Below are 25953 nucleotides of genomic sequence, written 5' to 3' on the forward strand. Positions count from 1 at the left end.
TTTGCTCATATCACTTTGCATGGGGGTCACGCTCCATCAGATGTGTGGACAACGATGGGCATCTTACCCTCGTCGTCCGCCCCATTGAATCTTCTCCCACGCGTGCCGCGCGGGAGAAGGGGGAAGATGGAGAGAGCCGGGCGAGGGTATCAATGATGAAAGGTCAGTGATCCATGACGACTACCGCCATTCCCGATCTGTGGGACGACAAGGTTGCAGCCTCGCTCAGCGAGCCGGGACTGCTGCTCTATCGCTCGAACCTGCTCGGCAGTGATCTGCGCATCACCAATTTCGGCGGCGGCAATACCTCGGCCAAGGTGAAGATGACCGATCCCTTGACCCGCAAGGAAGAGACGGTGCTGTGGGTGAAAGGATCGGGCGGCGACCTCGGCTCGATGAAGCTCGACGGCTTCTCGACCCTTTATCTCGACAAGCTCGAGGCGCTGAAGGGCCTCTATCGCGGCATCGCCCATGAGGACGAGATGGTCGACTACCTGCCGCATTGCACCTTCAATCTCAACCCGCGCGCGGCTTCGATCGACACGCCCTTGCACGGCTTCGTGCCCGCGATCCATGTCGATCACATGCATGCCGATGCGGTGATCGCCATCGCCGCGGCAAAGGATTCGGAAAGGCTCACACAGGAAATCTTCGGCAACGAGATGGGCTATCTGCCCTGGCAGCGGCCGGGCTTCGATCTCGGCCTCAAGCTCGGCGAGATGGCCGAGACGAACCCGCATTTCGTCGGCGTCGTGCTCGGCGCCCATGGCCTCTTCACCTGGGGCAAGACGGCCAAGGAGTCCTACCAGACGACCTTGCGCATCATCAACAAGGCGGCGCTTTGGCTGGAGGAGCACCGCCGGAAGCCCGCCTTCCAGGGCGCCCGGTTCGAAAGCCTCGATGCGCCGGCGCGTGCCGAGGCGGCGAAACGCCTGATGCCGGAAATCCGCGGCCGCATCTCGAGCGACGAGCGCAAGATCGGCCATTTCACCGATGCGCCGGAAGTGCTCGACTTCGTCAACAGCGTGGCACTCGACGCATTGGCGCCGCTCGGCACGTCTTGCCCCGATCATTTCCTGCGCACCAAGATCAGGCCTTTGGTGCTGCCCTTCGACCCCAAGACGGACAATCTCGATGAGGTCATCGCCGGGCTCGACGGCACGCTCGCGGCCTATCGTCAGGATTACGCCGCCTATTACGAGCGCTCGAAGCATCCCAACTCGCCCAAGATGCGCGATGCCAATGCGGTCATCTATCTGGTACCGGGCGTCGGCATGCTGTCCTTCGCCAAGGACAAGGCGACGGCGCGCATCGCATCGGAATTCTACGTCAATGCCATCAATGTCATGCGGGGCGCCTCCGGCGTGTCGCAGTATGTCGGCCTGCCGGAGCAGGAGGCCTTCAACATCGAATACTGGCTGCTCGAAGAGGCGAAATTGCAGCGCATGCCGAAGCCGAAAAGCCTCGCCGGCCGCATCGCCTTCGTGACCGGCGGCGCCGGCGGCATCGGCCAGGCGATCGCGCACCGGCTCGCCGCCGACGGCGCCTGCGTCGTCCTCGCCGATATCGACAAATCGGCGCTCAAGGCGACGGTAGATGCCTTCGCCGCGCGCTTCGGCAAGGACCAGGTGCATGGTGCTACGCTCGACGTCACGCAGGAAGAGGCGGTGATCGCCGCGATGGGCGAGGCGGTCTTGCGCTTCGGCGGCGTCGATATCGTCGTCAACAATGCCGGCATCTCCTCGGCGGCACCCGTCGAGGACACGACGCTCGATCTGTGGAACAAGAACATGGCGATCCTCGGCACCGGTTACTTCCTGGTGGCGCGCGAGGGCTATCGCCTCATGAAGAAGCAGGGTCTTGGCGGGTCGATGGTGTTCATCGGCTCGAAGAACGCCATTGCCGCCTCGGCGGGCGCCTCGGCCTATTGCACCGCCAAGGCCGCGGAAGTGCATCTGGCGCGCTGCATGGCGCTCGAAGGCGCGCCGCTCGGCATCAGGGTCAATGTCGTCAATCCCGACGCGGTGCTGCGCGGCTCCAAGATCTGGCAGGGCGAATGGCGCCAGCAGCGGGCCCAGTCCAACAAGATCAAGGAAGAGGAGCTCGAGGAATTCTACCGCAAGCGCTCTTTGCTGCAGCGCTCGGTCTATCCTGAGGATATCGCCGAAGCCGCCTTCTTCTTCGCCTCCGACCTTTCGGCCAAGTCGACCGGCAATTTCCTCAATGTCGATGCCGGCAATGCGACGAGTTTTACGAGATAGCCATGACCTTTGCCATTTCCCGGGATTTCATCGCCGACGCGAACCGCAAGGACGAGAAGGCGCTGGCCGAGGACTATGCGGCGCTCGGCCGCCAGCTCGAGCGGCGCCAAATCGACATCGAGAAGATGACGCGGCGCGCGATGGATTATGCGGTCGCGGTGCCGACCTGGGGTGTGGGCACCGGCGGCACGCGTTTCGCGCGTTTTCCAGGGCCGGGGGAGCCCCGCAACATCTTCGACAAGATCGATGATTGCGGCGTCATCCACGGGCTCACCCGAACGACGCCCACGGTCTCGCCGCATATCCCCTGGGACAGGGTCTCGGACTATAGCGCGCTTCGCCAGCAGGCGGCCTCGCATGAGCTCTCCTTCGATGCGGTGAACTCCAACACCTTCCAGGACGCCAGGGGCCAGACGCTCTCCTATAAATTCGGCTCGCTGACCCATGCCGACCGGGCGACGCGCGAGCAGGCGGTCGAGCACAATCTCGAATGCATCGAGATCGGCCGCAAGCTCGGCTCGACCGCGCTCACGGTGTGGATCGCCGACGGGTCCAATTTCCCCGGCCAGTCGAACCTCGATGCCGCCTTCGACCGTTATATGGCCTCGCTCAAGACGATCTATGACGCTTTGCCCAAGGACTGGTCGGTCTTCCTCGAGCACAAGCTCTATGAGCCCGCCTTCTATGCGACCGTGATCTCCGACTGGGGCTCGAGCTTCATGGCGGCGAGCGAGCTCGGTCCGAAAGCGAAATGCCTGGTCGATCTCGGTCATCACGCGCCCAACACCAATATCGAGCAGATCGTCGCCCGTCTCATCCGGGCGCAGAAGCTCGCCGGCTTCCATTTCAACGACTCGAAATATGGCGATGACGATCTCGATTCGGGCTCGGTCGATCCCTTCCGCCTGTTCCTGGTGTTCAATGAGCTGGTCGACGCCGAGTTGCGCCAGGCGCCCGGCTTCAACCCGGCCTATATGATCGACCAGTCGCACAATGTCACCGATCCGATCGAAAGCCTGATGCAGTCGGCGACCGAAATCCTGAGAGCCTATGTCCAGGCCTCGCTCATCGACCGGGCGGCACTGACCGCTGCGCAAGAGGAAAGCGACGTGCTTCTCGGCCATCTCCTCGTCAAGCAGGCTTTCACCACCGACGTCTCGCCGATCCTCGCCGAGGCCCGGCGGCGCAAGGGCGGTGCGACAAGCCCTATCCGGACCTACCGCGCGTCAGGCTATCGCGCGCATAAGGCTGAGGAGCGCCCGGCCGCGGGAATAGCTCAGGCCGGTATCGTGTGATAAAAGCCCGGGCAATTCGGTTGAGGGCACATTAATGAGCAGCAGAGACATCACCAGCTATTTCCGCTTCGAGCCGGCGCCCAAACGGATCGAGGATCTGGAAACGCCGGTTCCCGTCATCGACATCGATGTGGCGGAGCGCAATCTCAAGCGCTGGCAGGAGCACTGCGACAAGATCGGCATCGCCAATCGGCCGCATATCAAGACCCACAAGCTGGTGGCGCTCGCCAAATACCAGCTGGCGCTCGGCGCCAAAGGCATCACCGTGCAAAAGCTCGGCGAGGCCGAAGTCATGGCCGATGCCGGCATCCGCGATCTGCTGCTCACCTTCAATGTCGTCGGCGCGTCCAAGTTGAAGCGCCTCGCCGATCTCGCCAGGCGCACGGATATCTCCGTCGTCGCCGACAACGAAGCGGTGGTGAAGGGTCTCGGATCCGCCGGTGTGGCGGCCTCGCGCGATATCGCCGTGCTGGTCGAATGCGATACCGGGAGCCAGCGCAATGGCGTGCAGACACCTGAGGAGGCCGCCCGCCTCGCCAGCGTGATCGACCGGACCCCGGGCGTCGTCTATGGCGGGCTCATGACCTATCCGGCAGCGGGCACGCGCCAGGCGACGGAGGCTTTCTTGAGCGAAGCGCGCGATCTCGCGAAGAAAGCCGGCCTCGAGACCAAGGTCGTCTCGACCGGCGGCACGCCCGATATGTGGAGCGACGACGGGCTTGGCGTCGCCACCGAATATCGCGCCGGCACTTACATCTATTTCGACCGCTCGCACGCCGAGCGCGGCACCTGCGCCTATGAGGATTGCGCGCTCAAGGTGCTGGCGACCGTGGTGAGCCGGCCGACCGACGAGCGCGCCCTCATCGATGCCGGCAGCAAGGCGCTCACCAGCGATCTCCTCGGCCTCCAGGGCTATGGCGTGGTCACCGCGCTCGCCAAGGCGCCGATCTACAATATGAGCGAGGAGCACGGCTTTCTCGATATTTCCGGCCTCGCCCGGAAGCCCGAAGTGGGCGAGCTGGTGCGGATCACGCCCAACCATGTCTGCCCCGTCACTAACCTCTACGATCGTGTCATCTTCGTCAGAGGCAATGACGTGCTGGGCGCGGTCAAGGTCGACGCCCGCGGGTTGGTTCAGTAGAATACCCTCGCTTCCTCTCCATCATTTCCCTTCTCCCGCGCGGTACGCGTGGGAGAAGGTGGCCGAAGGCCGGATGAGGGCTCTTTCGCGAAATGCAGTCTGATCTCGACGATTATTCCTCGCTGAAACAAAGAGCCCTCACCCGCCCTTCGGGCACCCTCTCCCATTGCTTCGCAACGGGCGAGGGGGAAAATTGCGGACGGCTCGCTCGCCTCACGACACACCCTTCAGCACTGTGTCGATGAAAGGGATGAAGCCCGCGGTGGCGCCGGCATCGACGGGCAAGGTCGCGCCGGTTATGCCGCTCGACAGAGGCGAGGCGAGGAAGACGACGGCATTCGCCACTTCTTCGGGCGTCACCATCCGCTTCAGCGCATAGAGCCTGGTGACGCGCGGCAAGAGATGCGGCTCGGCCTCGAGGCGATGATCCCAGGCATGGGTGCGGGTCGAGCCCGGCGAGACGACATTCGACCTTATGCCGTGCTCGCCACATTCGACGGCGATGGCGCGCGAATAGGCCTCGATGCCGGCCTTGGCCGCGGCATAGACCGGATTGCCGAAATGCAGCACGGCATTAACCGAGCTCACGAAGACGATGCTGCCGCGCTTGCGCTCGACCATCGCCGGCAGAAGCGCCTGGGTGAACTGCATGACGCCTGAAAGATTCAGCTGCAATTCACGCTCGATCACCTCCGGCGTCACATCCTGCATGAGCTCGGCGCGGGTCCAGCCGGCATTGTTGATGAGGCAGTCGGGCGCGCCGAATTGCCCCAAGATGTTTTCCGCCGCCTTTCCGATCGAACGGGGCGCCAGGAGGTCAAAAACCTCCAGATGATCGGGGGCGATCGGCTCATCCGTATTGGCCGCCTTGTCGCAGCCGATGACGACGGCGCCTTGATCGGCAAAGGCCTTCACCAGGGAGGCCCCTATGCCGCCGCCGGCCCCGGTGATGACAACCCGCTTGCCCTTCAATCCCGTCATGACGCCTCGTCCGTGTTGCGTTACCCGATACAGCCAGTTCTGCTTGTTTTCTCTCGTTATTACCAGTATTTAACGAGACCGGATCGGGAGAAAGTTCCTTCCGCCCGACATGGGCATCTAGCAAAGCAATATTCTGACCGGGAGGAAATATGAAATGCCGGTTCTGGCGAACCGCCTGTGCGGCCGGGCTCTGCCTCGTCGTCCTCACCGGTGCCGCTTTGGCCGGCAGCGTCAGGATCATCGTCCCGCAATATAGCGCCAGGACGGGTCCCTTCTTCGCCGAGGTGGAACGCGATTTCGAGGCCGCCAATCCCGATACCGACATCCAGATCGAGATGGTGCCGCGGGAAGATTTGCGGCGCAGGCTCACCACGGGCCTCGGCGAGGGGACCAACCCCGATCTCGCGATCATCGGCCAGCGCTGGCTCGTCGATTTCGTGAAGCTGCAGGCGATCGAACCGCTCGACGGCTTCATCGGCGACGAGCTCAAGGGCCGCTTCATCGACAGCTTCATCCAGGCCGGGATGATGGACGGCAAGATCCAGGGCCTGCCCTTCACCGCGTCGGTGAGCGCGCTCTATTACAACAAGGACCTGTTCGGGAAGGCCGGCATCGCCGAACCGCCCAAGACATGGGACGAGCTCAAAGCCGCGGCGGAGAAGGTTTCGGCCCTGGGGGGCGGGATCTATGGCTACGGCCTGCCCGGCAAGGGTGTCGAGGCGGACATCTCCTATTATTATGTGATGTGGGGACAAGGGGTGGAGGTCATCGACGAGAATGGTCGGTCGGGCCTCGCCAGCGACGGGGCCATCGCGGCGGCGAAATTCTATAAGGAGCTGATCGACAAGGGCGCCACTCAGCCCGCCGTCACCGCTTTCCCGCGCGAGGGTGTCGAGAACCTGTTCAAGGAAGGCAAGCTCGGCATGGTGATCGCCGCCCCGCTCCTGGCGAAAGAGATCAAGGAAGCCGGGCGCGGCTTCAATTACGGCGTCGCCACCATACCGGCCGGACCCACGGGCGCGCGCGGCACCTATGGCGAGACCGACCTCGCCGTCATGTTCAAGAATTCCAAGAGCAAGGAAGAGGCCTGGAAATTCCTCGATTATCTCTTCACCGCGCCCTTGCGCGCCCGCTTCACGCAAGATGAAGGCTTCCTGCCGGTCACCAAGGAAGAGACCGGGCTCGAGCATTATGCGAACGACGCCGAGCTCAAGATCTTCGTCGAGCTCCTGCCTCTGGCGCGCTTCACGCCGCTGATTGCCGGCTGGGAGATCGTGGCGCAGCGGACCATCGAAGCGCTGCAGAAGGTCTATCTCGGCGGCGATGCCGATCAGATCCTGAAGGCGGTCGCCGAAGAGATCAACCGCATCCTGCTCAAATAGCGCAACGGAGAAAGGCAACCATGAAGAAACAGGTTTTCGGCGCATCGCATGTGCCACTGTCGCCCGCGGTCAGGGCCGGCGATCTGGTCTATGTCTCGGGCCAGGTCCCGGTCGATGCGCAAGGCAATATCGTTCAGGGCGGCGTCAAGGAGCAGACCCGCCAGGTGCTCGACAATGTCAAAGCGGCGCTGGCGCTGGCCGGCGCCACGATGGAGGAGGTCGTCAAAACCACGGTCTGGCTCGAGGATGCGCGCGATTTCGGCGCCTTCAACCAGGTCTATGCGTCCTATTTTCCCAAGGAGCCGCCGGCACGCTCGACCGCCGAAAGCCGTCTCATGATCCCCATCAAGGTCGAGATCGAGGCGATCGCCTATTCGCCCAAGAAATAAATGGATGGCCGGGGCAGAGCCCGGCCATGTAGTTTTCCGAGGGATGCGCTAACGTCGTCTCCGTTGAACAGGAGCATGGAGGTCCGATCAGCCATGGCGCCGCCCCGCCTTCACCTCGTTGTGCCGGAGACGACGGCTGAGCATGCGGTCCGCTGCTTCACCGCGATCTGTGCGGCGGGCGATGTCGCGAGCGCGCTGGCGCCGGGCGACCTCGTGCCAGCGCTGCTGCCCTCCGCCGCCAAGCACAGTGTGGCGCTGCTCAGCGCCGATGAGAAACATGCGCGCGCCTGCGACGGCATCGAGGTCGGCACGCGCGCCGATTACGATCATGCCCGCAAGCTGCTCGGCGCCGACAAGATCATCGGCGCGCTCGTCGGCATCTCGCGCCATGTGGCCATGGACCTCGCCGAGGCCGGCGCCGACTATGTCGCTTTCCACCAGGCCCGGATGAAGCCGCATGAGGAGCCGATCATCCAATGGTGGACGAGCCTGTTCGAGGTGCCGTGCATCGCCGCCGATCCGGTGGGGCCTGACGGCATCGCCCAATTATTGACGCAACAGCCGGATTTCATCCGCCCGCCGGATTCGATCTGGACATCGCCCGAGGAAGCCCGGCGGATCGTCACCGAGCTGATGCGGGCGATTTCGGGACAAGCCCCATGAAACGCATCCTCGCTTTGCTCTTCATCCTTCTCCTCGCCGCTCCAGCCCTGGCGCAGGCCTCCTATGAGGAGGCCGTTCTTCTTTATGAGGACAAGGACTATAAGGGGGCCCGCGAAATCGCCGAAGCGGCGGCCAAAAAGGGCGATGCGCGGGCCATGGCGATGCTCGGCCTCTTCTACCAGAAAGGCCTCGGCGTCGACGCCGATCTCAACAAGGCCGTCGACTGGTATGCGCGAGCCGGCGAGAAGAACGACGTCGGCGCCCAGTATTCGCTGGCCGAGATCTATCTCGACGGCGCGCTCGGCGAGGCCGATGCGGATCGCGGACGCTATTGGCTCACCAAGGCCGCCGGCCACGGCAAGCCCGAGGCCGAGCATCGGCTGGGCCTGCTCGCCGCCGGCGAGACGCCCCCCGACTGGCCCGAGGCTGCAGACTGGTTCGGCAAGGCGGCGGCCCAGGACTATGCCGATTCGCAATACAATCTCGGTGTCCTCTATGCCGAAGGCAAAGGCGTCGAGCAGAGCAAGATCAAGGCCGGCGAATGGTTCGCCAAGGCGGCGATGAAAGGCCATCGCGACGCGGCGCTCGATTACGGCATCATGGTGTTTCGCGGCGACGGCGTGAAGAAGGACGAGAAGGTCGGCGCCGAGTGGCTCCTCGTTTCGGCCAAGCGCGGCAATCCGGTGGCGCAGAACCGCGTGGCGCGGCTCTATGCGACGGGTCGCATCTTCGGCGTCGATCCGGTCGAAGCGGTAAAATGGCACTTTCTCGCGCGCCAGGGCGGGCGCAGCGATGCCTGGCTCGACGATTTCATCGCCCGTTTGCCGCCGGCGACGCAAGAGGAAGGCCGGACGCGCGCCCAGAGCTTCAAGCCCAATAGCTGAAGCCTGGCGCGGCATGCAGGACACGATGGTCATCCATCCGGAACATCCATCGTCGGGAAGCGTTAACCTTCTGTAATCTTGCTACTTAATGCCGCAAACGATGCCTTGATCTCGCCACCCCGTTCGCCCAAGCACGCACCATGACCGCAGCCCAGACGCCCTCTCGCCGTGATCATCGCGTGGACTTCCTGCGCGGGCTGGCGCTCGCCATCATCTTCATCAATCATGTCCCGGGCAATTTCTACGAAAAGCTGACGCCGAAGAATTTCGGCTTCTCCGATGCCGCCGAGATCTTTGTCCTGCTTGCCGGCTTCGCCTCGGCCTATGCCTATTTCTCGCGTTTCGAGCGCGGCGAATTCTGGGACGCGACGGCCAAGGCCTGGCGGCGCGCCGGCGTGCTCTATGTCAGCCATGTGGTGACGTCGGTCATCGGCATCGCGCTGTTCTGCTTCGCCGCGCTCTATTTCATGAACCCGGGCTATCTCGACGACACGATCGTCTATATGGACATCAAGCCGCTGATGGACGATCCGGTGAAGGGCTTCATCGGCCTCGTCAGTCTCGGCCACCAGCTCGGCTATTTCAACATCCTGCCGATGTACATGGCGCTGCTCCTGATGCTGCCTATCATGATGGTGCTGGGGCGCCTGAGCCTTTCGCTGCTCCTCGCCGTATCGGTCACTCTGTGGCTCCTCACCGGCATCTTCGCGTTCGACCTGCCGAACTATCCGATGCCCGGCGGCTGGTTCTTCAATCCGTTCGCCTGGCAGTTGCTGTTCGTCATCGGCTTCATCCTCGGCCAGCGCCAGCGCGAGGCGAAGCCCATGCCGTTCTCGCCTTGGCTCTATGGCCTCGCCGCCCTCTATGTCGTGCTCGCCTACTGGTGGGTGCCGTTCGACTGGCTGATCAATTTCTCCGGCATCGGCAACTATCTGCCGGCGACGATCTGGAGCTTCGACAAGGGTTTTGTCGCCTGGCCGCGCCTCCTGCATGTGCTGGCGCTCGGCTATGTGGTGATGATGTCGCCGCTCGGGCGCCTCATGCACCAGATCCCGAAAACGAGCTTCCTCACCGCCATGGGGCGGCATTCGCTGCCGGTGTTCTGCGTCGGCTCGCTGCTGTCGATGACCGGCGCCGTCATCCACCACGAATGGGGCGGCAGCTTCGCCCATGACACGCTCATCGTCGCCACGGGCCTCGCCGTGATGGGGCTTCTGGCGGTCTTCCTCGACGGCCGCAAGCCCGCGCCGCCCAAGCCCTTGCAGGTACCGCAGACGGCTGCCACATAATGGGTTGCAACGCGATGCGGCAGCAAGATGAACAGGCTGTTGGGGTGGCTATTGCTTCTGTTCCTGGTCGGGGCTGGCCTGGCTCAGGTCTTCGACCCTAAAGCCGGCGAAAAGGCCGAGACGATCCTGTTGGTGATAGGGCTATTGTTTTTTGGCTTCACCTTTTTCAAGCTTCTCATCTTTTTTGTGCTCGATCTGAGGGATTATGCCCGATCGGGGTGGGATTGGACCCGGAAGCCGCGCGCGGCTATTGCCTGGGGCAGTCATCTTGCAAGCAGCCCAATGCATTCGCGGACAGCTCTATGGTTTGGGTATCCAACCTTCGTGACGATGCTTGGCTTCGCTTGGGTTTTTTGTGCCCAAAAATTATTTGAAGCTTGGCCGGCCGGCTAATCCCTAGACCTTGTCGGGGAAACATGCCCTCACCACATTATATGCGGGAACGATGAAATCCCCCGACCGAGCCGAAAAGGGCCCGATCGAGACCTTCCCAACCGGGCGCCTGGTTTCGCCCATTCCAGACTTTTTGCGGGGCAGGAGGCGCTCACAACAGAGTGGCTCACATGGCTCGCTATTTCAGACGGCTAAGGTTGAGCGGACTAGCTGCCGCTCTTCTCCTGCTTTTCCCGACGGTCGCCGCGGCGCAGTTCGCTTGCGCCGCGCATGACGACATCGTCAATGAGCTCACCCAGCGCTTCAAGGAGGCACCCGAAGCCAACGGCCTCACGCCCGACGGCATGCTGCTCGAGGTCTTCGTCTCCGAGGCGCGGAGCTGGACGATCCTCGTCACCTCGCCCAAAGGCATATCCTGCCTCGCCGCCAGCGGTGAAAACTGGGAGCGCGAGTTCCGTAAACCGGAGACAGGGTTCTAGGACGCCTTCCGTCGCGACAGCGGATATAATAAGACGTGCGCCATGAGCACGTCCATTTTCGATCGCGATCTGCCGAAGACCCCGGCCAATTATCAGCCGCTGACGCCCTTGTCCTTCCTCGCCCGCGCCGGCGCCGTCTATCCCCAACACATCGCCATCATCCATGGCCGCCAGCGCGTCACTTATGCCGAATTCTATGCGCGCTGCCGCAGGCTCGCCTCGGCGCTGGCCAAGGCGGGTATCAAGCGCGGCGAGACCGTGTCGGCGGTCCTCGCCAATACGCCCCCGATGCTCGAAGCCCATTACGGCGTGGCGATGGCGGGCTGTGTCCTCAACACGCTCAATACCAGGCTCGATGCCCAGGTCATCGCCTTCTCGCTGATCCATGCCGAGACGAAGCTCATCCTGGTCGACACGGAATTCTCCGGCCTGGTGAGGGATGCGCTGGCGCTGCTGAAGGGCCCGAAGCCGATCGTCGTCGATTATGTCGACAAGGAGTTCGTTCAGGGCGGCGACCGCCTCGGCGCGATCGACTATGAGAGCTTCATCGCCGAGGGCGATCCCGATTTCCCCTGGCACATGCCTGAGGACGAATGGGACGCGATCTCGCTCAATTACACATCGGGTACCACCGGCAATCCGAAAGGCGTGGTGTGCCATCACCGCGGCGCCTATCTGATCGCGATCGGCAATGTGCTCACCCAGGAGATGGGCAAGCATCCGGTCTATCTGTGGACGCTGCCGATGTTCCACTGCAACGGCTGGGGCTATCCCTGGTCGCTCTCGGTCATGGGCGGCACGCATGTCACCTTGCGGGCGGTCAGGGCTAAGGCGATCTGGCAGGCGCTCGCCGAGCATAAGGTCACGCATCTGTGCGGTGCGCCCATCGTTATGGCGACCATCCTCAACGCGCCGGATGAAGAGAAGACGAAGCTTCCGTGGGTGGTCGAGTTCACCACCGCGGCGGCCCCGCCGCCCGAGATCGTGCTCAAGCGCATGGCGGAAGCGGGCTTCAACGTCACCCATGTCTATGGCCTGACCGAGACCTATGGCCCGGCGGTGGTGAATGACTGGCATCTGGCATGGGACGCGCTCGAGCCTGCGGCGCGCGCCGCCAAGAAGGCGCGCCAGGGCGTCAACTACATCCCGCTGGAGACGCTCACCGTGATGAATCCCGAAACGATGGAGCGCGTGCCGGCCGACGGCGAGACGCTGGGCGAGGTGATGTTCCGCGGCAATATCGTGATGAAGGGCTATCTCAAGAACCGGGAGGCGAGCGAAGAGGCGTTCAAGGGCGGCTGGTTCCATTCGGGCGACCTCGCGGTGCTGCATCAGGACGGCTATATCCAGCTCAAGGACCGCTCCAAGGACATCATCATCTCGGGCGGCGAGAACATCTCATCGATCGAGGTCGAGGAGGTGCTCTACAAGAACCCCAAGGTGCAGGCGGCCGCCGTCGTCGCCAAGGCGGATGAGAAATGGGGCGAGACTCCTTGCGCCTTCATCGAGCTCAAGCCTGGCGCTAAGGCGACGGCGGAGGAGATGGTGGAATGGTGCCGCCAGGGCCTCGCTCGCTTCAAGGTGCCGAAGCATGTGGTCTTCGCCGAATTGCCGAAAACATCGACCGGCAAGATCCAGAAATTCAAGCTGCGGGAGATGGCCAAAGACGTTTAGAATTCCATGGATGCTCCATGCGCCGGACGCTCCTCACCTTTACGTCATGTACATTGAAGAATGGGCACAATTGGCGCACATAGCGCCCTATGAAGGTCTTCGACATCACCTATCACGGCGAGACGGTCACGCTCGCCGACCTGCCGGAATACCGGAAGTTCTACGGCAAGCTCGAAAGCGGTGTCTGGGAACCCAGGACCTTCCGTGCACTGAGCGACCAGCTCGGCCCCGATGTCACCTATATCGATATCGGCGGTTGGATCGGCGTCACGCCGTTCTGGGCGGCCAAGCGGGCGAAACGCGTCATCGTGGTCGAGCCCGATCCCAAATGCCGCGGTATCCTGAAGGCCCTGCTGCCGCTCTACCCCAATGTGAGCTTGAGCGAATGCGCGCTCTCGCCCAAGACCTGCCTCACCCTCAATGCGGTCGAGGGTTTTGGCAGCTCTGAAACAAGCGCGCTCGCCATCGGCGAGGGCTGTCCGACGGTCACGGTCGAAGGCTGCTCGATGGCCGAGCTTTTGAGCAAGGCCGGGCCCGGTCCGGTCTTCGTCAAGATCGACATCGAGGGCTACGAATATAAGATCGCCGAGGAGCTCAAGGTGCTCGATACGGACGCGGTCAAAGGCGTCCAGCTCGCCCTTCATCCTGCCCTCTATGAGAAAAGCCTGGGCGGTTTTTCGATCTTACGTCGCGGCAAGACGCTCCTCGCCACCTTGCGCCTGGCGCGGCTCTACCGAGGGCTCGAGCGGGCGGCCACTGTCGGGATCTTCCCGGGGCTCACCACCTATCTGGCCCGGGGCGTCGCCTTCAGGTCCTGCCCCAAGGGAGCCGACGTCCTTTTCCTTAACCGGAAACCCCCGTTGCAATCCGGCCGCGAGCACCACACATTAGCTGCCCGGTGAGCCTTCCCTTCCGGATCGCGCCGATCCGAAAGACCAAGAAGGCCCTATAGTTACATCGAGAGCGCTTTTTCCCCTCCGGCAACCCTGGCGGGAGGCGCTCCACATGGAGCCCTGCATGACGGCCGCATACGACACTTCCGAGATCCTCATCGACAAAGTGTCGGACTGGCTGAAACAAGCATCGCTCAGGAACACCGATCTCGAGACGGTGGTGCGCGGCTGTTGCGAGAGACTGGCGGCGACCGGCATTCCACTGAAGCGCATCCATATCTCGCTCTCGATGCTGCATCCGCTCTATCGCGCCATGGGCTTCACCTGGCGGCCCGGCGAAGGCCTCAAGGTCGAGGGCTATCGCCATGTCGAGCCCGGCGAAGAGAAGAACGACCTCTTCCTCAAGTCGCCCTATTTCCACTTGCTGAGCCAGGGCATCGAGAATCTGCGCCGGCGCATCGATGTCGACACGCAGCCGGAATTTCCCATCTTCGAGGATCTCAAGAAGGAAGGCATCACCGACTATCTCGCTTTCGTCTCGGGCTTCGACGAGGAGTGGACGCAAGGCATACTGGGCTCGTGGTCGACCGACCGGCCGGGCGGCTTCAATGAGAGCGACATCGCGGCATTGCTCAGGATCCAGAGCCGGCTTGCGGTCGCGACACGCGTCGCGGTGCTCAGCCAGCTCGCCGGCAACATGCTCACCACCTATCTCGGCACGGGTGCTGGCAAGCGGGTGCTGTCGGGACAGGTGCAGCGCGGCGACGGCGAGACCATCCGCGCCGCCCTCATCATGACCGATATGAGAGGCTCGACCGCGATCGCCGAGCAGGCCGGACGCCAGGTGTTCATCGACACGCTCAACCAGTTCTTCGACGCGATCGCGACGCCGTTCAGCGAAGGTGGTGCGGAAATACTGAGCTTCCTCGGCGACGGATTCCTCGCCGTCATCCCATGCGCCCGGCATCGCGGTCCTTCCGAGATCGCCTGCCGTCAGGCGCTCGCCGCTGCCCATAGTGCGGTGGCGCGCATGACACAGCTCAACGACCAGCGGCGGGCCGACAGCCTGCCCGAGGTCGGCTATGGCATCGGCCTCCATGTCGGCAATGTCATGTTCGGCAATGTGGGCCTGAGGGACCGGCTCACCTTCTCGGCCTTCGGCCAAGCCGTGAACGAGGTCCAGCGCCTCGAGAACCTGTCGAAGAAATATAAGACGCCGATCATTGCCAGCGACGAATTTGCCCTTTATAGCGGCGGAAACTGGAAAATGCTGGGGACGGAGACCTTGCGCGGCACCGACTACGACATGAAGATCCATTCGCCGATCGAGGGCGGCAAGGGCACGGTCACCGAATATGTGCCGGCCAGCAAGGCGCGCGAGCTCACCGATGCCGAACAACTCATCCTGCTGCATCGCGACAAATATCTCATGAACCGGCGCAAGGCGAGCTGATGGTGCTGAGAACCGCCGTCCGCTGCTGTCTCCTGGCCGGGCTTCTCGCGGCAGGCATCCCGGCGGCTTCCGCCAGCGAGACGCTCCCTTATGAGAACAAGCTCACCGACGGCTTCGACGGCAAGGAGTTCGCCCCCGAGGGCGGCCTCTATTACAAGAAGAATTACGAGCAGAGTGCCGGAACCGTCGAGTTCCAGGACAAGGTGGTGAAGAGCGGCAAGGGCGCCTTGCGGTTGTCGGTAAAGCCGCTGTGCCCGGCGAGCGAGCCCTTGTGCAGCGAACGAGCCGAGGTCTGGGAGCGCCCCAAGCTCAGGGCGCCCTATGAGAAAGGCATGTGGTTCGGCTTCGCGGTCAAATTCGAAGAACCGCTGCCGCAGGACGATCACCGCTATTTGATCGCGCAATGGAAGCGCGAGATCGGTGCCGGCGCGGACGGCGACTTCAGCCCGTTCCTGGCCTTCCGCTACAATGAGGGCCGGCTCTTCGTCACGGTCGAAACCAATCTGGTGCCGGGCAAGGAAGTCACGAAGGGCAAGCGGGCTCTATGCGGCAAGGGTGAAACGGCGGTCTGGCTCAGGCCCGACACCAACCAGACCCGGGCGCTCGTCGCCTTCGACAAGCATTTCGGGCCGCAGAATGGCGATGAATTCACCGCCTGCACCGACAAGATCACGGTGATCGACCGCGGCAACCCCTTGCCGACGCCGGACAGCGGCTGGATCGATTTTGCCATCTATTCGAAGCCCGGCCCCGAGGGCACCGGCCATATTGAACTTTTTGCCAATGGCAAATGGGTCGTCACCGTCAAGGGGCGCATCGGCCACAACGACAAGGGCTTGGGCGAGAAGCAATATTTCAAGTTCGGGCCGTACCGGGCCGGCGGCCCCGGCGTCTGGGCGCTCTATTATGACGACTTCCGCCGCAGCCCCCGTTGTGCGGATGTTATCAAGTCCGAGATTTGCCCCTTTCCCTAAGGACCGAAAAGCGGCTAGGCTCCGTCCCCAAGTTTGGGGAAGGTTTTTGGTGGCAATGTCCGCTAGGTGTAAGTCCGGACCGCAATGACGGCGGTGGGTGACATTCTCCGCATTGAGGATCTGGGTATCGCCTTCGCGCTGCATGCCTGGGATTTCGATGCGGTCAAAGGGGCGAGTTTCCGGGTTCTGCCCGGGAAAGTGACGGCGCTTGTCGGCGAATCAGGCTCCGGCAAATCGGTCATCGCCCAGGCGATCATGGGCATCCTGCCGAAACCCGGCCGAATCAAGCACGGCAAGATCCTGTTCGCCGATCCGGTCAAGAACAAGACCACCGACCTCGCCAGCCTCGATGTCGACGGCGACAAGTACCGCCACATCCGCGGCGGCCGCATCTCGATGATCTTTCAGGAGCCGATGACGTCGCTGTCGCCCTTGCATACGATCGGCGACCAGGTGGGCGAGGCGTATCGCATCCACTTCCAGGCCTCGGAGAAGGAAGTCCGCGAGCGCACCGAGGAAATGCTGAAGCTGGTCGGCTTCCCCGATCCGAAGCGCGCCTATGGCATGTATCCGTTCGAATTGTCGGGAGGCCTGCGCCAGCGCGCCATGATCGCGATGGCGCTGATCTGCCGGCCGGCGCTGCTCATCGCCGATGAGCCGACGACGGCGCTCGACGTCACCATCCAGGCGCAGATCCTGCAGCTCCTCAAGGAGTTGCAGCAGAAGCTCAACATGGCGGTGCTAATCATCACCCATGATCTCGGCATCGTCGCCAATATCGCCGATGAGGTCGTCGTCATCTATCGCGGCGAGATCATGGAAGCGGGCAGCGTCTCCGACATCTTCAACCACCCGGCGCATCCCTATCTCAAGGCGCTGCTCAAAGCGGTGCCGCATTTCGACATGAAGCCCGGCGAGCGGCTGAAGGCGTTGCGCGAAGTGCCGGTCAAGGCCGGCGCGCTGCTCGGCGCCAACGGCAAGCGCCAGCGCAAGTCGGGCGGCATCCTCCTCAATGTGCGCAATCTCAGCAAATCCTTCTCGACCCGCCAGTCCGGCTGGTTCGGCAAGAGCGATGTCAAGGAAATCCGCGCCGTCGACAATGTGAGCTTCGACATCAAGCATGGCGAATGCTTCGGCCTGGTCGGCGAATCGGGCTGCGGCAAGACCACCGTCAGCAAGATCATCATGCGGGCCCTCACCCCCGATGAAGGCAGCATCACCTTCGACTGCGCCGACGGCCAGATCGATGTTCTCAAGACCGAAGGCGAGGCGCTGCAAAGGCTGAGAAGGCGCATCCAGATGGTGTTCCAGGATCCGTTCAGCTCGCTGAGCCCGCGCATGACGGTGCAGAACATCCTGAGCGAGCCCCTGGAAATCCACCGCTATGGCACACCGGCCGAGCGCAAGGAGATCGTCGAGACGCTGATGCAGGCGGTTGGCCTCGACCCGCGCTTCCTGTCGCGCTATCCGCACAGCTTTTCCGGCGGCCAGCGCCAGCGCATCGGCATCGCCCGCTCGCTGGCGCTCGGGCCCGATCTCCTCATCTGCGACGAGCCGGTCTCGGCGCTCGACGTCTCGGTGCAGGCGCAGATCCTCAATCTGCTCAAGGACCTGCAGAAGGAGCTCGGCCTCACCTATCTGTTCATCTCGCACAATCTGGCGGTCGTCGATTACATGGCCGACCGCATCGCCGTCATGTGCCGCGGCCGCATCGTCGAGATCGCGCCGCGCGAAACCCTGTTCCGCAACCCGGTGCATCCCTATACGCGCGCGCTTCTCGCCGCCGTGCCCTATCCCGATCTCGGCCGGCCGCTCGATTTCAAGACACTCAAGCTCGGCGGCGCGTCGGACGACAGCGCCTGGGCCAAGGTGTTCCGCGACGAGGGCGACGGTCTCGATTATCGCGACCTCGGCAGCTCGCACTGGATATTGGCGCAGCGCGGCGCCGAGATCGAGGAGCTCAGACGATGAGCATGCGTCTTCTTCTAGGCTTCCTGGCCTTCCTTCTCTGGACGAGCACAGCCGAGGCCGGCTTCATCGAGACGGAATCGCTCAAGGAAAAGGTGAGCAAGGGCGAACTGCCGCCGGTCGAGCAGCGCCTGCCGCAGCATCCGCTCGTCGTCGACCTCTCGGCGACGGGCAAGACGCCGGGCGAGCATGGCGGGACGGTGCGCATGCTCATCGGCGGCCAGCGCAATATCAGCCTGATGACGGTTTCGGGCTATACGCGGCTCGTGCGCTATGACGAAAAGCTGCAACTGCAGCCGGACGTGCTCGAATCCTACGAGGTGCAGGACGGCCGCATCTTCACCTTCCATCTCAGGCCCGGCCACAAATGGTCGGACGGGGCACCCCTGACGCCGGAAGATTTCCGCTATGCGCTCGAAGACGTGCAACTCGACGAGGATCTGACCAAGGGGATCATCTCGCCCTATCTCCTGGTCAACGGCAAGCCGCCGAAATTCGAGATCGTCGATGATCTGACGGTGCGCTACAGCTGGGACGCGCCCAATCCCGACTTCCTGCCGCAGATCGCGGCACCGCAGCCGCTGAGCATGGTCATGCCGGCGCATTACCTCAAGCAGTTCCACAAGAAATACCAGGACGAGGCCAAGCTCAAGGAACTGATGAAGGCCAACAAAGAGAAGAAATGGACCGGCCTTCACATCAACAAGGCGCGGCAATATCGCCCGGAAAATCCCGACCTGCCGATGCTCGATCCATGGCGCAACACCACCAAGCCGCCGGCCGAGCAGTTCGTCTTCGAGCGCAATCCCTATTTCCACCGCGTCGACAAAGAGGGGCGCCAGCTCCCCTATATCGACCGCTTCGTCCTCAATGTGAGCTCATCCTCGCTCATTCCGGCCAAGGCCGGTGCCGGGGAAGCCGATCTCCAGGGCAATTTCATCAGCTTCGGCGACTATACGTTCCTCAAGGAGGCGGAGCTCTCGCATCCGATCCGCGTCAAATTGTGGGAGAGTGGCCGAGGCTCGCGCATCGCGCTGTTCCCCAACCTCAACTATGAGGACGCCGAATGGCGCAAGATCCTGCAGGATGTGCGCTTCCGCCGCGCGCTGTCGCTGGCCATCGACCGGCGCGAGATCAATCTCGCGGTGTTCTTCGGGCTGGGCAAGCCCTCGGCCGATACGGTGCTGCCGGCAAGCCCGCTCTATCGCGAGGAATATGCCAAGGCCTACACCAATTTCGATCCGACGGCGGCCAATATCCTGCTCGACGAAATGGGACTCACCCAGCGCGACAGCGACGGCATCAGGCTCTTGCCCGACGGCAGACGCGCCGAGATCATCATCGAGACGGCGGGCGAGGACCTGGTCGAGACGGACGTGCTCGAGCTCATCACCGACCACTGGAGCAAGATCGGCATCAAGCTCCTGCCGCGCACCTCGCAGACCGACGTGCTCCGCAGCCGCATCATCGGCGGCAAGGTGATGATGGCCATGGCGTCCGGGCTGGACAACGGCATTCCGACCGCCGACATGAATCCCAAGGCGCTGGCGCCGACCAGCCACGAGCAGATGCAATGGTCGCAATGGGGCATCTTCGTCGAATCGGGCGGCGAGAAGGGCTCGCAAGTCGATCTCAAGGAAGCCAAGGAGCTCGATGAGCTCTACCGGCAGTGGCGCCAGACGTCCGACAGCGAAATGCGCTCGCTCATCTGGCATCAAATGCTCAAGCTCTATACCGAGCAGGTCTTCACCATCGGCATCGTGAATTCGACGCTGCAGCCCATCGTCGCCTCGACCAAGCTGCACAACGTGCCCGACAAGGTCATCTACAGCTTCGACCCGACCGGCTATTTCGGCATCTACGGCATGGATACCTTCTGGCTCGACAAGGGAGGGTCCTAAGGATGTTGCGCTACATCCTCTGGCGCATCTTCATGATGCTGCCGACGCTGGCGATCATTTCGGCGCTCGTCTTCACCATCATCGAATTGCCCCCCGGCGATTATTTCGAAAGCTACGTGGCCGAGCTCCAGGCCCAAGGCGAGAGCGTCAATGCCGAGCAGATCGAGGCGCTGCGCAAGGAATACGGCTTCGACAAGCCGCCGATCATCCGCTATTTCCACTGGGTCGCCGGCATGCTCAGCGGCGATTTCGGCTATTCCTTCGAATATCAGCTCCCGGTCACGGATGTGGTGGGCGACCGGCTATGGCTGACGATCATGGTCTCGTTCATCACCATCGTCTTCACCTGGCTCATCGCCTTTCCGATCGGCATCTATTCGGCGACCCATCAATATAGCTGGGGCGATTACGGGCTCACCTTTCTGGGCCTCCTCGGCATCGCCATCCCCAATTTCATGATGGCGCTGGTCTTCATGTATCTCGCCAATGTGTGGTTCGGCACCTCGATCGGCCACCTGATGGACCCGCAATACATGGCCGAGCCGATGAGCTGGAACAAGCTCAAGTCCATCCTCGCCCACTTGTGGATACCGGTGATCATCATCGGCACCGCCGGAACCGCCGGCATGATCCGCCGCCTCAGGGCCAATCTGCTCGATGAACTGCAGAAGCAATATGTGGTGACGGCGCGCGCCAAGGGCCTGCATCCGTTCCGGGCCCTGGTCAAATATCCGCTGCGCATGGCGCTGAACTTCTTCATCGCCGACATCGGCTCGATCCTGCCGGCCATCATATCGGGCGCCGAGATCACCGCGATCGTGCTGTCGCTCGAAACCACCGGCCCGTTGCTGATCCGGGCGCTGAAGAGCCAGGACATGTATCTCGCAGGCTCGTTCCTGATGTTCCTCGCCTTCCTGACCGTGATCGGCGTCCTCATCTCGGACCTGGCGCTTGCGGTGCTCGACCCGCGCATCAGGCTGCAAGGCGGAAGCACGAAATGAACGACGCCACCCCGCTGCCACCGTCGGGCCAGCCGCTCAAACACTATGTTTCGACGGCGCCCTTCGACCCCGCCCAGAGCGAGGTGATGAGCGAACAGCAGAAGCGCATCCATATGGCTTCGCAATGGAAGCTCATGTGGTGGAAATTCAAGCGCCACCGGGTCGCCCTCATCTCAGGCGTCATCCTTGTCCTTCTCTATGCGATGATCGTGATCGCCGAGTTCCTGGCGCCCTACAATCTCGCCACCCGCAACATGGACAATATCTATGCGCCGCCGCAGACGCTCAGGCTGTTCCATGACGGCCAGTTCGTCGGCCCCTTCGTCTATGGCCGCACCATGCGGCTCAACATGGACAACCTGAAGCGCGAATATACCGACAACACCAAAGACGTTCAGAGGCTCCGCTTCTTCTGCCGCGGCGATGCCTACAAGTTCTGGGGTCTGATCCCGGGTGACCTCCATCTCGTCTGCCCGGCGAAGGACGGACAGCTGTTCCTGCTCGGCACCGACCGGCTGGGGCGCGACATGCTTTCGCGCATCATCTATGGCGCGCGCATCTCCCTCACCATCGGCCTTCTCGGCGTCGCCGTTAGCTTCATCCTCGGCATCGTCATCGGCGGCATCGCCGGCTATCGCGGCGGCATCATCGATTTCTTGACGCAGCGTATCATCGAAGTCCTGCAATCCCTGCCCAGCATCCCCTTGTGGCTGGCGCTCGCGGCGATCATGCCGGTCACCTGGTCGCCGTTGCTGGTCTATTTCGGCATCACCTTCATCCTGGGTCTTCTCGACTGGACCGGCCTCGCGCGGGCGGTGCGCTCGAAGCTGCTGGCGTTGCGCGAGGAAGACTATGTCCTTGCGGCACAACTCATGGGCGCGCGCGGCGGCCGCATCATAGGGCGACATCTGGTGCCCGGATTCATGTCGCATTTGATCGCCTCGGCAACTATATCCATCCCCGGCATGATCTTAGGCGAAACCGCATTGAGCTTCCTCGGCCTGGGCTTGAGGCCCCCCATCACCAGCTGGGGGGTGCTGCTGCAGGAGGCCACCAATATCAATGTCGTGGCGCTTTATCCCTGGTTGATGCTGCCGGTGGTGCCGGTGATCGTGGTCATCCTGGCCTTCAATTTCCTAGGAGACGGATTGCGCGACGCAGCCGATCCGTACAAGTGAGCATAAACCTTCCCGAGATGGCGCGTTTGGCCGGGTTCGAGGCCTGTGGCACAGTCCGCCGCAACGACGGGCCGGGCGGAAAAGCAACGAGAGGGGACTGACGATGCGGCGGCTGGAACACGCGCGCATTCTCATGTACAGCCACGATACGTTCGGCCTCGGCCATCTCAGGCGATGCCGGACGATCGCGCACTCCCTCGTAGAGAATTATCGCGGCTTGAGCGTCCTCATCATCTCGGGCTCGACCATCGCCGGCGCCTTCGACTATCGCGTGCGTGTCGACTTCGTGAAGATCCCCTCGATCATCAAGCTGCATAACGGCGAATACACATCCATCGACCGCCATACCGACCTGCATGAGACGCTGCAAATGCGCCAGGCGATCATCCGCCACACGGCGGAGTCGTTCCAGCCCGACATGTTTATCGTCGACAAGGAGCCGATGGGCCTGCGCGGCGAGCTCGAGGAGACGCTGTCCTATCTCAAGACGCACGGCACCACCCTCGTCCTCGGCCTGCGCGAGGTCATGGATGCGCCACATCTGCTCAAGGCGGAATGGGCGAAGAACGACGTGTTGCGCAAGATCGGCACGTTCTATGATTCGATCTGGGTCTATGGGCCGGCCGATTTCTATGACCCGCTGACCGATTTCGACGTGCCGCAAGCGATCCGTTCACGGATGAATTATGTCGGTTTCCTGCAGCGCCACCTGCCGCACAGCGACGTGTCGGTCCGCCATGTCGAGGGCAATTACATACTGGCGACAACCGGCGGCGGCGGCGACGGCGCCGATCTCATCCACAATATCTTCGACGCCTATCGTCACGACCAGACGCTGAAGCACCAGTTGTTCGTCGTGCTCGGGCCGTTCATGCCGGCGCGCAAGCGGCGCAAGCTCCTGAAGAAGGGGTCCTCCATCCCGCATGTGCAGATCATCGAATTCGACAACCGCATGGAAAACCTGATCGCCGAGGCGCGCGCCGTCGTCGGCATGGGCGGCTACAACACTTTCTGCGAGATCGTGTCCTTCGACAAGCCGGCGCTGATCGTACCGCGCGTCACGCCGCGCGAGGAGCAACTCATCCGCGCGCGCCGCGCCGCCGATCTCGGCGTCATTGACATGCTGCTGCCGCCGGAAGCGGAAGATCCGGCGCTGATGGCCAAGGCGCTCCATCGCCTGCCGGATCGCGCGCCGCCCTCGAAGGTGACATCCAAGCTCAAGCTCGACGGACTCGAGAACATCACCGATTTGGTCGGCGAATGGCTGGAGCCCGGTTCGCAAAAACGCCTTTCCGTCATCGAAGGCGGCACTTGACGAAGAAGATCGTCATCGTCCTCAAAGGCTATCCGCGCCTGTCCGAGACGTTCATCGCCCAGGAGCTGCGCGGGCTCGAGCTTGCGGGCCTCGATCTCACTCTCATTTCGATGCGCCATCCGACCGAGGAGAAACGCCATCCGGTCCATGACGAGATCGAGGCCAGGGTCGCCTATCTGCCGGAATATCTCCATGACGAGCCCTGGCGGGTCCTGCGCTCGTGGTGGAAGGCGCGCCGCTTCCCGCATTATCGATCGATGCGCAAGGCCTTTCTCATCGACCTCAAGCGCGACCGGACGCGCAACCGCTGGCGCCGTTTCGGCCAGGCGCTGGTGCTCGCCGCGGAATTCCCGCCGGATGCCGACTGGCTGCATGCGCATTTCATCCACACGCCGGCCGCCGTCACCCTCTATGCCAGCATCCTCTTGGGGCTCGGGTGGAGCTGCTCCGCCCATGCCAAGGACATCTGGACGTCGCCCGACTGGGAGCTCGAAGAGAAGCTCGCCGCGGCGCGTTTCGTCGCGACCTGCACCAAGGCCGGTTTCGACAAGCTCCAGAGTCTCAGCCACGATCCGGCACGGATCCATCTGAGCTATCACGGGCTCGATCTTCAGCGCTTCGGCAAGTTCGAAGGCGAACGGCCGGCGCGCGACGGATCCGACGCCCAAGACCCGGTGATCCTCCTGAGCGTCGGGCGTGCGGTCGCGAAGAAAGGCTATTCCGTGCTTCTCGAGGCGCTGGCGCTGTTGCCGAAAGATCTCGCCTGGCGCTTCGTCCATATTGGCGGCGGCGAGCTGGCCAACCGGCTCAAGGCCGAAGCCGAGGCGCTGGGGCTCACCTCGCGCATAGACTGGCTCGGGTCGCGGGCGCAAGCGGATGTCCTGGCCCGGTACCGCGCCAGCGACCTCTTCGTCCTGCCCTGCCGCATCGCGAGCGACGGCGATCGCGATGGGCTGCCGAATGTCCTGGTCGAGGCGGCGAGCCAGAGGCTCGCCGCGATTTCGACCACGATTTCCGGCGTGCCCGAGCTGTTGAGCGACGACGTCAACGGCCTTCTCGTTCCACCGGACGATCCGAAAAGCCTGAGCACCGCCCTGGCGCGGGCGATTCAAAGCCCGGAGCTCCGGCGGCGGCTCGGCGATGCGGCGGAGAAACGCGTGCGCGCGGCCTTCGATCATAAAGCCAGCATCCGCCAGCTTGCCGATCTGTTCCAAGCGGCGAGGGGACATTCATGAAGGCCCTCGTCTATGTCCAGCATCTTCTCGGCATCGGCCATCTGGCGCGGGTCAGCCGCATCGCCGCCGCCTTGAGCGAAGACGGGATCGACGTCACGCTGGTGAGCGGCGGCACGCCGGTCTCAGGCTTCGCCAAAGCCCAGGTCAAGCTCGTCCAATTGCCGCCGATCCGATCACGCGACACATCCTTCTCCGAACTCGTCGATGCCGAGGACCGGCCTCTGAGCGACGAGTTCAAAGCCATGCGCCGCGATCGCCTGCTGGCGACATTGGCGGCAACGCAGCCCGACGTCCTCATCATCGAGGCCTTCCCCTTCGGCCGGCGGCAGATGCGCTTCGAGCTCATCCCCTTGCTCGAGGCCGCGAAGGCGCAACAGCATCCGCCGATCATCGCGAGCTCGGTGCGCGACATCCTGCAGGAAAACCGGAAGCCTGAGCGGGCAGAGGAGACGGTTCGCACCGTCGAGGAGTTCTTCGACCTCGTTCTGGTCCATGGCGATCCAGGCTTCGCGCGGCTCGAGGAGACGTTTCCGCTGGCCCGGCGGATCGCCGAGCGCATCGTCTATACCGGGCTGGTCGCGGGCGAGGCCCAGACCTCAAGGGACCATTTCGATGTCGTGGTCTCGGCCGGGGGCGGCAGCGCCGGGCGCAAGCTCATCCAGGCGGCGGCCGAGGCGGCGCCCCGGCTCATGGCCCGGTGGCCGCGCTGGTGCATCATCACCGGCCCCAATTATCCCCAGTCCGAGCAGGCGGCTCATGCCACACGGCTGCCCCAGGGGGTCACACTCGAGACTTTCAGGCCGGACTTTCCGGGCCTTCTCGCCAATGCCGGGCTTTCCGTCTCGCAAGCCGGCTACAATACGGTCTGCGATATATTGCGCGCCCGTTGCCCGGCCGTCCTCATCCCCTTTGCCGAAGGGGGCGAGAGCGAGCAGAGCGACAGGGCGGAAAGGCTCGAAAAACTCGGTATTGCGAGGGTGGTGCGGGAAGACCGCCTCACCGCGGAAAGCCTCGCCGAGGCGATGCAGGATGCGCCGGAGCCCGCCGCGCAGGCCATCGATCTCGACGGGGCCCGGCAGACCGCGCGGCTCATCAGGGATCGTTTCGCGGCCGTCTCGGAAAGCCGGCAAGGTCGTCTTAAGCATTGATCCAAATGGTGTTTTGCCAGTAGCGGGAAAACAGGCGATTTTGTATGCTGAAGCCA

General features: G+C 63.0%; 22 protein-coding genes. 21 read left to right on the plus strand and 1 reads right to left on the minus strand.

All coding sequences use genetic code 11. The features are described 5' to 3' along the window. Positions 1-173 precede the first annotated feature (173 nt). The 3 genes from DS839_RS19220 to DS839_RS19230 are packed head-to-tail and all read left to right on the plus strand — an operon-like array spanning position 174 to position 4697. On the plus strand, positions 174-2261 hold the full coding sequence (locus tag DS839_RS19220) for a bifunctional rhamnulose-1-phosphate aldolase/short-chain dehydrogenase (protein ID WP_119272089.1): 2088 nt from the start codon (positions 174-176) through the stop codon (positions 2259-2261). Between the two features lie 2 nt (positions 2262-2263). Beyond that, complete coding sequence (rhaI, locus tag DS839_RS19225; protein ID WP_119272090.1) at positions 2264-3556, plus strand: L-rhamnose catabolism isomerase; 1293 nt, start codon at positions 2264-2266, stop codon at positions 3554-3556. A 34-nt stretch (positions 3557-3590) separates the two neighbouring features. Continuing rightward, on the plus strand, positions 3591-4697 hold the full coding sequence (locus DS839_RS19230) for an alanine racemase (RefSeq protein WP_119272091.1): 1107 nt from the start codon (positions 3591-3593) through the stop codon (positions 4695-4697). A gap of 213 nt (positions 4698-4910) precedes the next feature. Here DS839_RS19230 and DS839_RS19235 read toward each other — a convergent pair whose 3' ends face one another. Further along, positions 4911-5678, minus strand: a complete 768-nt coding sequence (locus DS839_RS19235; RefSeq protein WP_119272092.1) for an SDR family NAD(P)-dependent oxidoreductase — start codon at positions 5676-5678, stop codon at positions 4911-4913. 149 nt (positions 5679-5827) lie between these two features. Between DS839_RS19235 and DS839_RS19240 the strand changes: the two genes are divergently transcribed. The 18 genes from DS839_RS19240 to DS839_RS19325 all read left to right on the plus strand — a co-directional run bounded on the left by DS839_RS19240 (position 5828) and on the right by DS839_RS19325 (position 25897). Further along, the gene (locus DS839_RS19240) at positions 5828-7060 is read left to right on the plus strand and encodes an ABC transporter substrate-binding protein (protein ID WP_119272093.1); all 1233 of its coding nucleotides are present in this window, start codon (positions 5828-5830) and stop codon (positions 7058-7060) included. 20 nt (positions 7061-7080) lie between these two features. Further along, complete coding sequence (locus DS839_RS19245; protein WP_119272094.1) at positions 7081-7449, plus strand: RidA family protein; 369 nt, start codon at positions 7081-7083, stop codon at positions 7447-7449. 93 nt (positions 7450-7542) lie between these two features. Further along, positions 7543-8112 carry a beta/alpha barrel domain-containing protein gene (locus tag DS839_RS19250; protein WP_162918666.1) on the plus strand — a complete coding sequence of 190 codons (570 nt, stop codon included), beginning with the start codon at positions 7543-7545 and terminating at the stop codon, positions 8110-8112. Next, positions 8109-8996, plus strand: coding sequence for a tetratricopeptide repeat protein (locus DS839_RS19255; protein ID WP_119272096.1), 888 nt, complete (start codon positions 8109-8111; stop codon positions 8994-8996). The genes DS839_RS19250 and DS839_RS19255 overlap by 4 nt, the downstream gene beginning before the upstream one ends. A 140-nt stretch (positions 8997-9136) precedes the next feature. Then, positions 9137-10285, plus strand: coding sequence for an OpgC family protein (locus DS839_RS19260; protein ID WP_119272097.1), 1149 nt, complete (start codon positions 9137-9139; stop codon positions 10283-10285). A gap of 27 nt (positions 10286-10312) precedes the next feature. Continuing rightward, positions 10313-10678 carry a hypothetical protein gene (locus DS839_RS19265; RefSeq protein WP_119272098.1) on the plus strand — a complete coding sequence of 122 codons (366 nt, stop codon included), beginning with the start codon at positions 10313-10315 and terminating at the stop codon, positions 10676-10678. Between the two features lie 170 nt (positions 10679-10848). Beyond that, on the plus strand, positions 10849-11157 hold the full coding sequence (locus DS839_RS19270) for a hypothetical protein (RefSeq protein WP_162918667.1): 309 nt from the start codon (positions 10849-10851) through the stop codon (positions 11155-11157). A 42-nt stretch (positions 11158-11199) separates the two neighbouring features. Then, entirely contained in the window at positions 11200-12831 is a 1632-nt protein-coding gene (locus tag DS839_RS19275; RefSeq protein WP_119272100.1) for an acyl-CoA synthetase, read from the plus strand. An 89-nt stretch (positions 12832-12920) separates the two neighbouring features. Next, the gene (locus DS839_RS19280; RefSeq protein WP_119272101.1) at positions 12921-13733 is read left to right on the plus strand and encodes an FkbM family methyltransferase; all 813 of its coding nucleotides are present in this window, start codon (positions 12921-12923) and stop codon (positions 13731-13733) included. Positions 13734-13848: 115 nt separating this feature from the next. After that, on the plus strand, positions 13849-15177 hold the full coding sequence (locus DS839_RS19285) for an adenylate/guanylate cyclase domain-containing protein (RefSeq protein WP_119272376.1): 1329 nt from the start codon (positions 13849-13851) through the stop codon (positions 15175-15177). Further along, a complete protein-coding gene (locus DS839_RS19290) occupies positions 15177-16151 on the plus strand; it encodes a polysaccharide lyase family 20 protein (RefSeq protein ID WP_119272102.1) in 975 nt (324 codons plus the stop codon). Before DS839_RS19285 ends, DS839_RS19290 begins: the two co-directional genes overlap by 1 nt. An 84-nt stretch (positions 16152-16235) precedes the next feature. After that, positions 16236-18122, plus strand: coding sequence for an ABC transporter ATP-binding protein (locus DS839_RS19295; protein WP_119272103.1), 1887 nt, complete (start codon positions 16236-16238; stop codon positions 18120-18122). Then, complete coding sequence (locus DS839_RS19300) at positions 18119-20020, plus strand: ABC transporter substrate-binding protein (protein WP_119272104.1); 1902 nt, start codon at positions 18119-18121, stop codon at positions 20018-20020. The genes DS839_RS19295 and DS839_RS19300 overlap by 4 nt, the downstream gene beginning before the upstream one ends. A gap of 2 nt (positions 20021-20022) precedes the next feature. Then, positions 20023-21021, plus strand: a complete 999-nt coding sequence (locus tag DS839_RS19305; protein WP_119272105.1) for an ABC transporter permease — start codon at positions 20023-20025, stop codon at positions 21019-21021. Continuing rightward, positions 21018-22199, plus strand: a complete 1182-nt coding sequence (locus tag DS839_RS19310; RefSeq protein ID WP_119272106.1) for an ABC transporter permease — start codon at positions 21018-21020, stop codon at positions 22197-22199. Before DS839_RS19305 ends, DS839_RS19310 begins: the two co-directional genes overlap by 4 nt. Before the next feature lie 103 nt (positions 22200-22302). After that, the gene (locus DS839_RS19315) at positions 22303-23514 is read left to right on the plus strand and encodes a glycosyltransferase family protein (protein WP_368911741.1); all 1212 of its coding nucleotides are present in this window, start codon (positions 22303-22305) and stop codon (positions 23512-23514) included. After that, on the plus strand, positions 23511-24749 hold the full coding sequence (locus DS839_RS19320) for a glycosyltransferase family 4 protein (RefSeq protein ID WP_368911743.1): 1239 nt from the start codon (positions 23511-23513) through the stop codon (positions 24747-24749). The genes DS839_RS19315 and DS839_RS19320 overlap by 4 nt, the downstream gene beginning before the upstream one ends. Further along, positions 24746-25897, plus strand: a complete 1152-nt coding sequence (locus tag DS839_RS19325) for a glycosyltransferase family protein (protein WP_119272108.1) — start codon at positions 24746-24748, stop codon at positions 25895-25897. The genes DS839_RS19320 and DS839_RS19325 overlap by 4 nt, the downstream gene beginning before the upstream one ends. Positions 25898-25953: the final 56 nt, after the last annotated feature.

It is taken from the genome of Taklimakanibacter deserti (genome assembly GCA_003574785.1).

Coding starts and splice junctions, on each gene's coding strand:
- DS839_RS19260 (WP_119272097.1), top strand. CDS start 9,137: ATGACCGCAGCCCAGACGCCCTCTCGCCGTGATCATCGCGTGGACTTC.
- DS839_RS19295 (WP_119272103.1), top strand. CDS start 16,236: ATGACGGCGGTGGGTGACATTCTCCGCATTGAGGATCTGGGTATCGCC.
- DS839_RS19280 (WP_119272101.1), top strand. CDS start 12,921: ATGAAGGTCTTCGACATCACCTATCACGGCGAGACGGTCACGCTCGCC.
- DS839_RS19285 (WP_119272376.1), top strand. CDS start 13,849: ATGACGGCCGCATACGACACTTCCGAGATCCTCATCGACAAAGTGTCG.
- DS839_RS19305 (WP_119272105.1), top strand. CDS start 20,023: ATGTTGCGCTACATCCTCTGGCGCATCTTCATGATGCTGCCGACGCTG.
- DS839_RS19275 (WP_119272100.1), top strand. CDS start 11,200: ATGAGCACGTCCATTTTCGATCGCGATCTGCCGAAGACCCCGGCCAAT.
- DS839_RS19230 (WP_119272091.1), top strand. CDS start 3,591: ATGAGCAGCAGAGACATCACCAGCTATTTCCGCTTCGAGCCGGCGCCC.
- DS839_RS19250 (WP_162918666.1), top strand. CDS start 7,543: ATGGCGCCGCCCCGCCTTCACCTCGTTGTGCCGGAGACGACGGCTGAG.
- DS839_RS19310 (WP_119272106.1), top strand. CDS start 21,018: ATGAACGACGCCACCCCGCTGCCACCGTCGGGCCAGCCGCTCAAACAC.
- DS839_RS19290 (WP_119272102.1), top strand. CDS start 15,177: ATGGTGCTGAGAACCGCCGTCCGCTGCTGTCTCCTGGCCGGGCTTCTC.
- rhaI (WP_119272090.1), top strand. CDS start 2,264: ATGACCTTTGCCATTTCCCGGGATTTCATCGCCGACGCGAACCGCAAG.
- DS839_RS19325 (WP_119272108.1), top strand. CDS start 24,746: ATGAAGGCCCTCGTCTATGTCCAGCATCTTCTCGGCATCGGCCATCTG.
- DS839_RS19220 (WP_119272089.1), top strand. CDS start 174: ATGACGACTACCGCCATTCCCGATCTGTGGGACGACAAGGTTGCAGCC.
- DS839_RS19270 (WP_162918667.1), top strand. CDS start 10,849: ATGGCTCGCTATTTCAGACGGCTAAGGTTGAGCGGACTAGCTGCCGCT.
- DS839_RS19245 (WP_119272094.1), top strand. CDS start 7,081: ATGAAGAAACAGGTTTTCGGCGCATCGCATGTGCCACTGTCGCCCGCG.
- DS839_RS19300 (WP_119272104.1), top strand. CDS start 18,119: ATGAGCATGCGTCTTCTTCTAGGCTTCCTGGCCTTCCTTCTCTGGACG.
- DS839_RS19240 (WP_119272093.1), top strand. CDS start 5,828: ATGAAATGCCGGTTCTGGCGAACCGCCTGTGCGGCCGGGCTCTGCCTC.
- DS839_RS19235 (WP_119272092.1), bottom strand. CDS start 5,678: ATGACGGGATTGAAGGGCAAGCGGGTTGTCATCACCGGGGCCGGCGGC.
- DS839_RS19265 (WP_119272098.1), top strand. CDS start 10,313: ATGAACAGGCTGTTGGGGTGGCTATTGCTTCTGTTCCTGGTCGGGGCT.
- DS839_RS19315 (WP_368911741.1), top strand. CDS start 22,303: ATGCGGCGGCTGGAACACGCGCGCATTCTCATGTACAGCCACGATACG.
- DS839_RS19255 (WP_119272096.1), top strand. CDS start 8,109: ATGAAACGCATCCTCGCTTTGCTCTTCATCCTTCTCCTCGCCGCTCCA.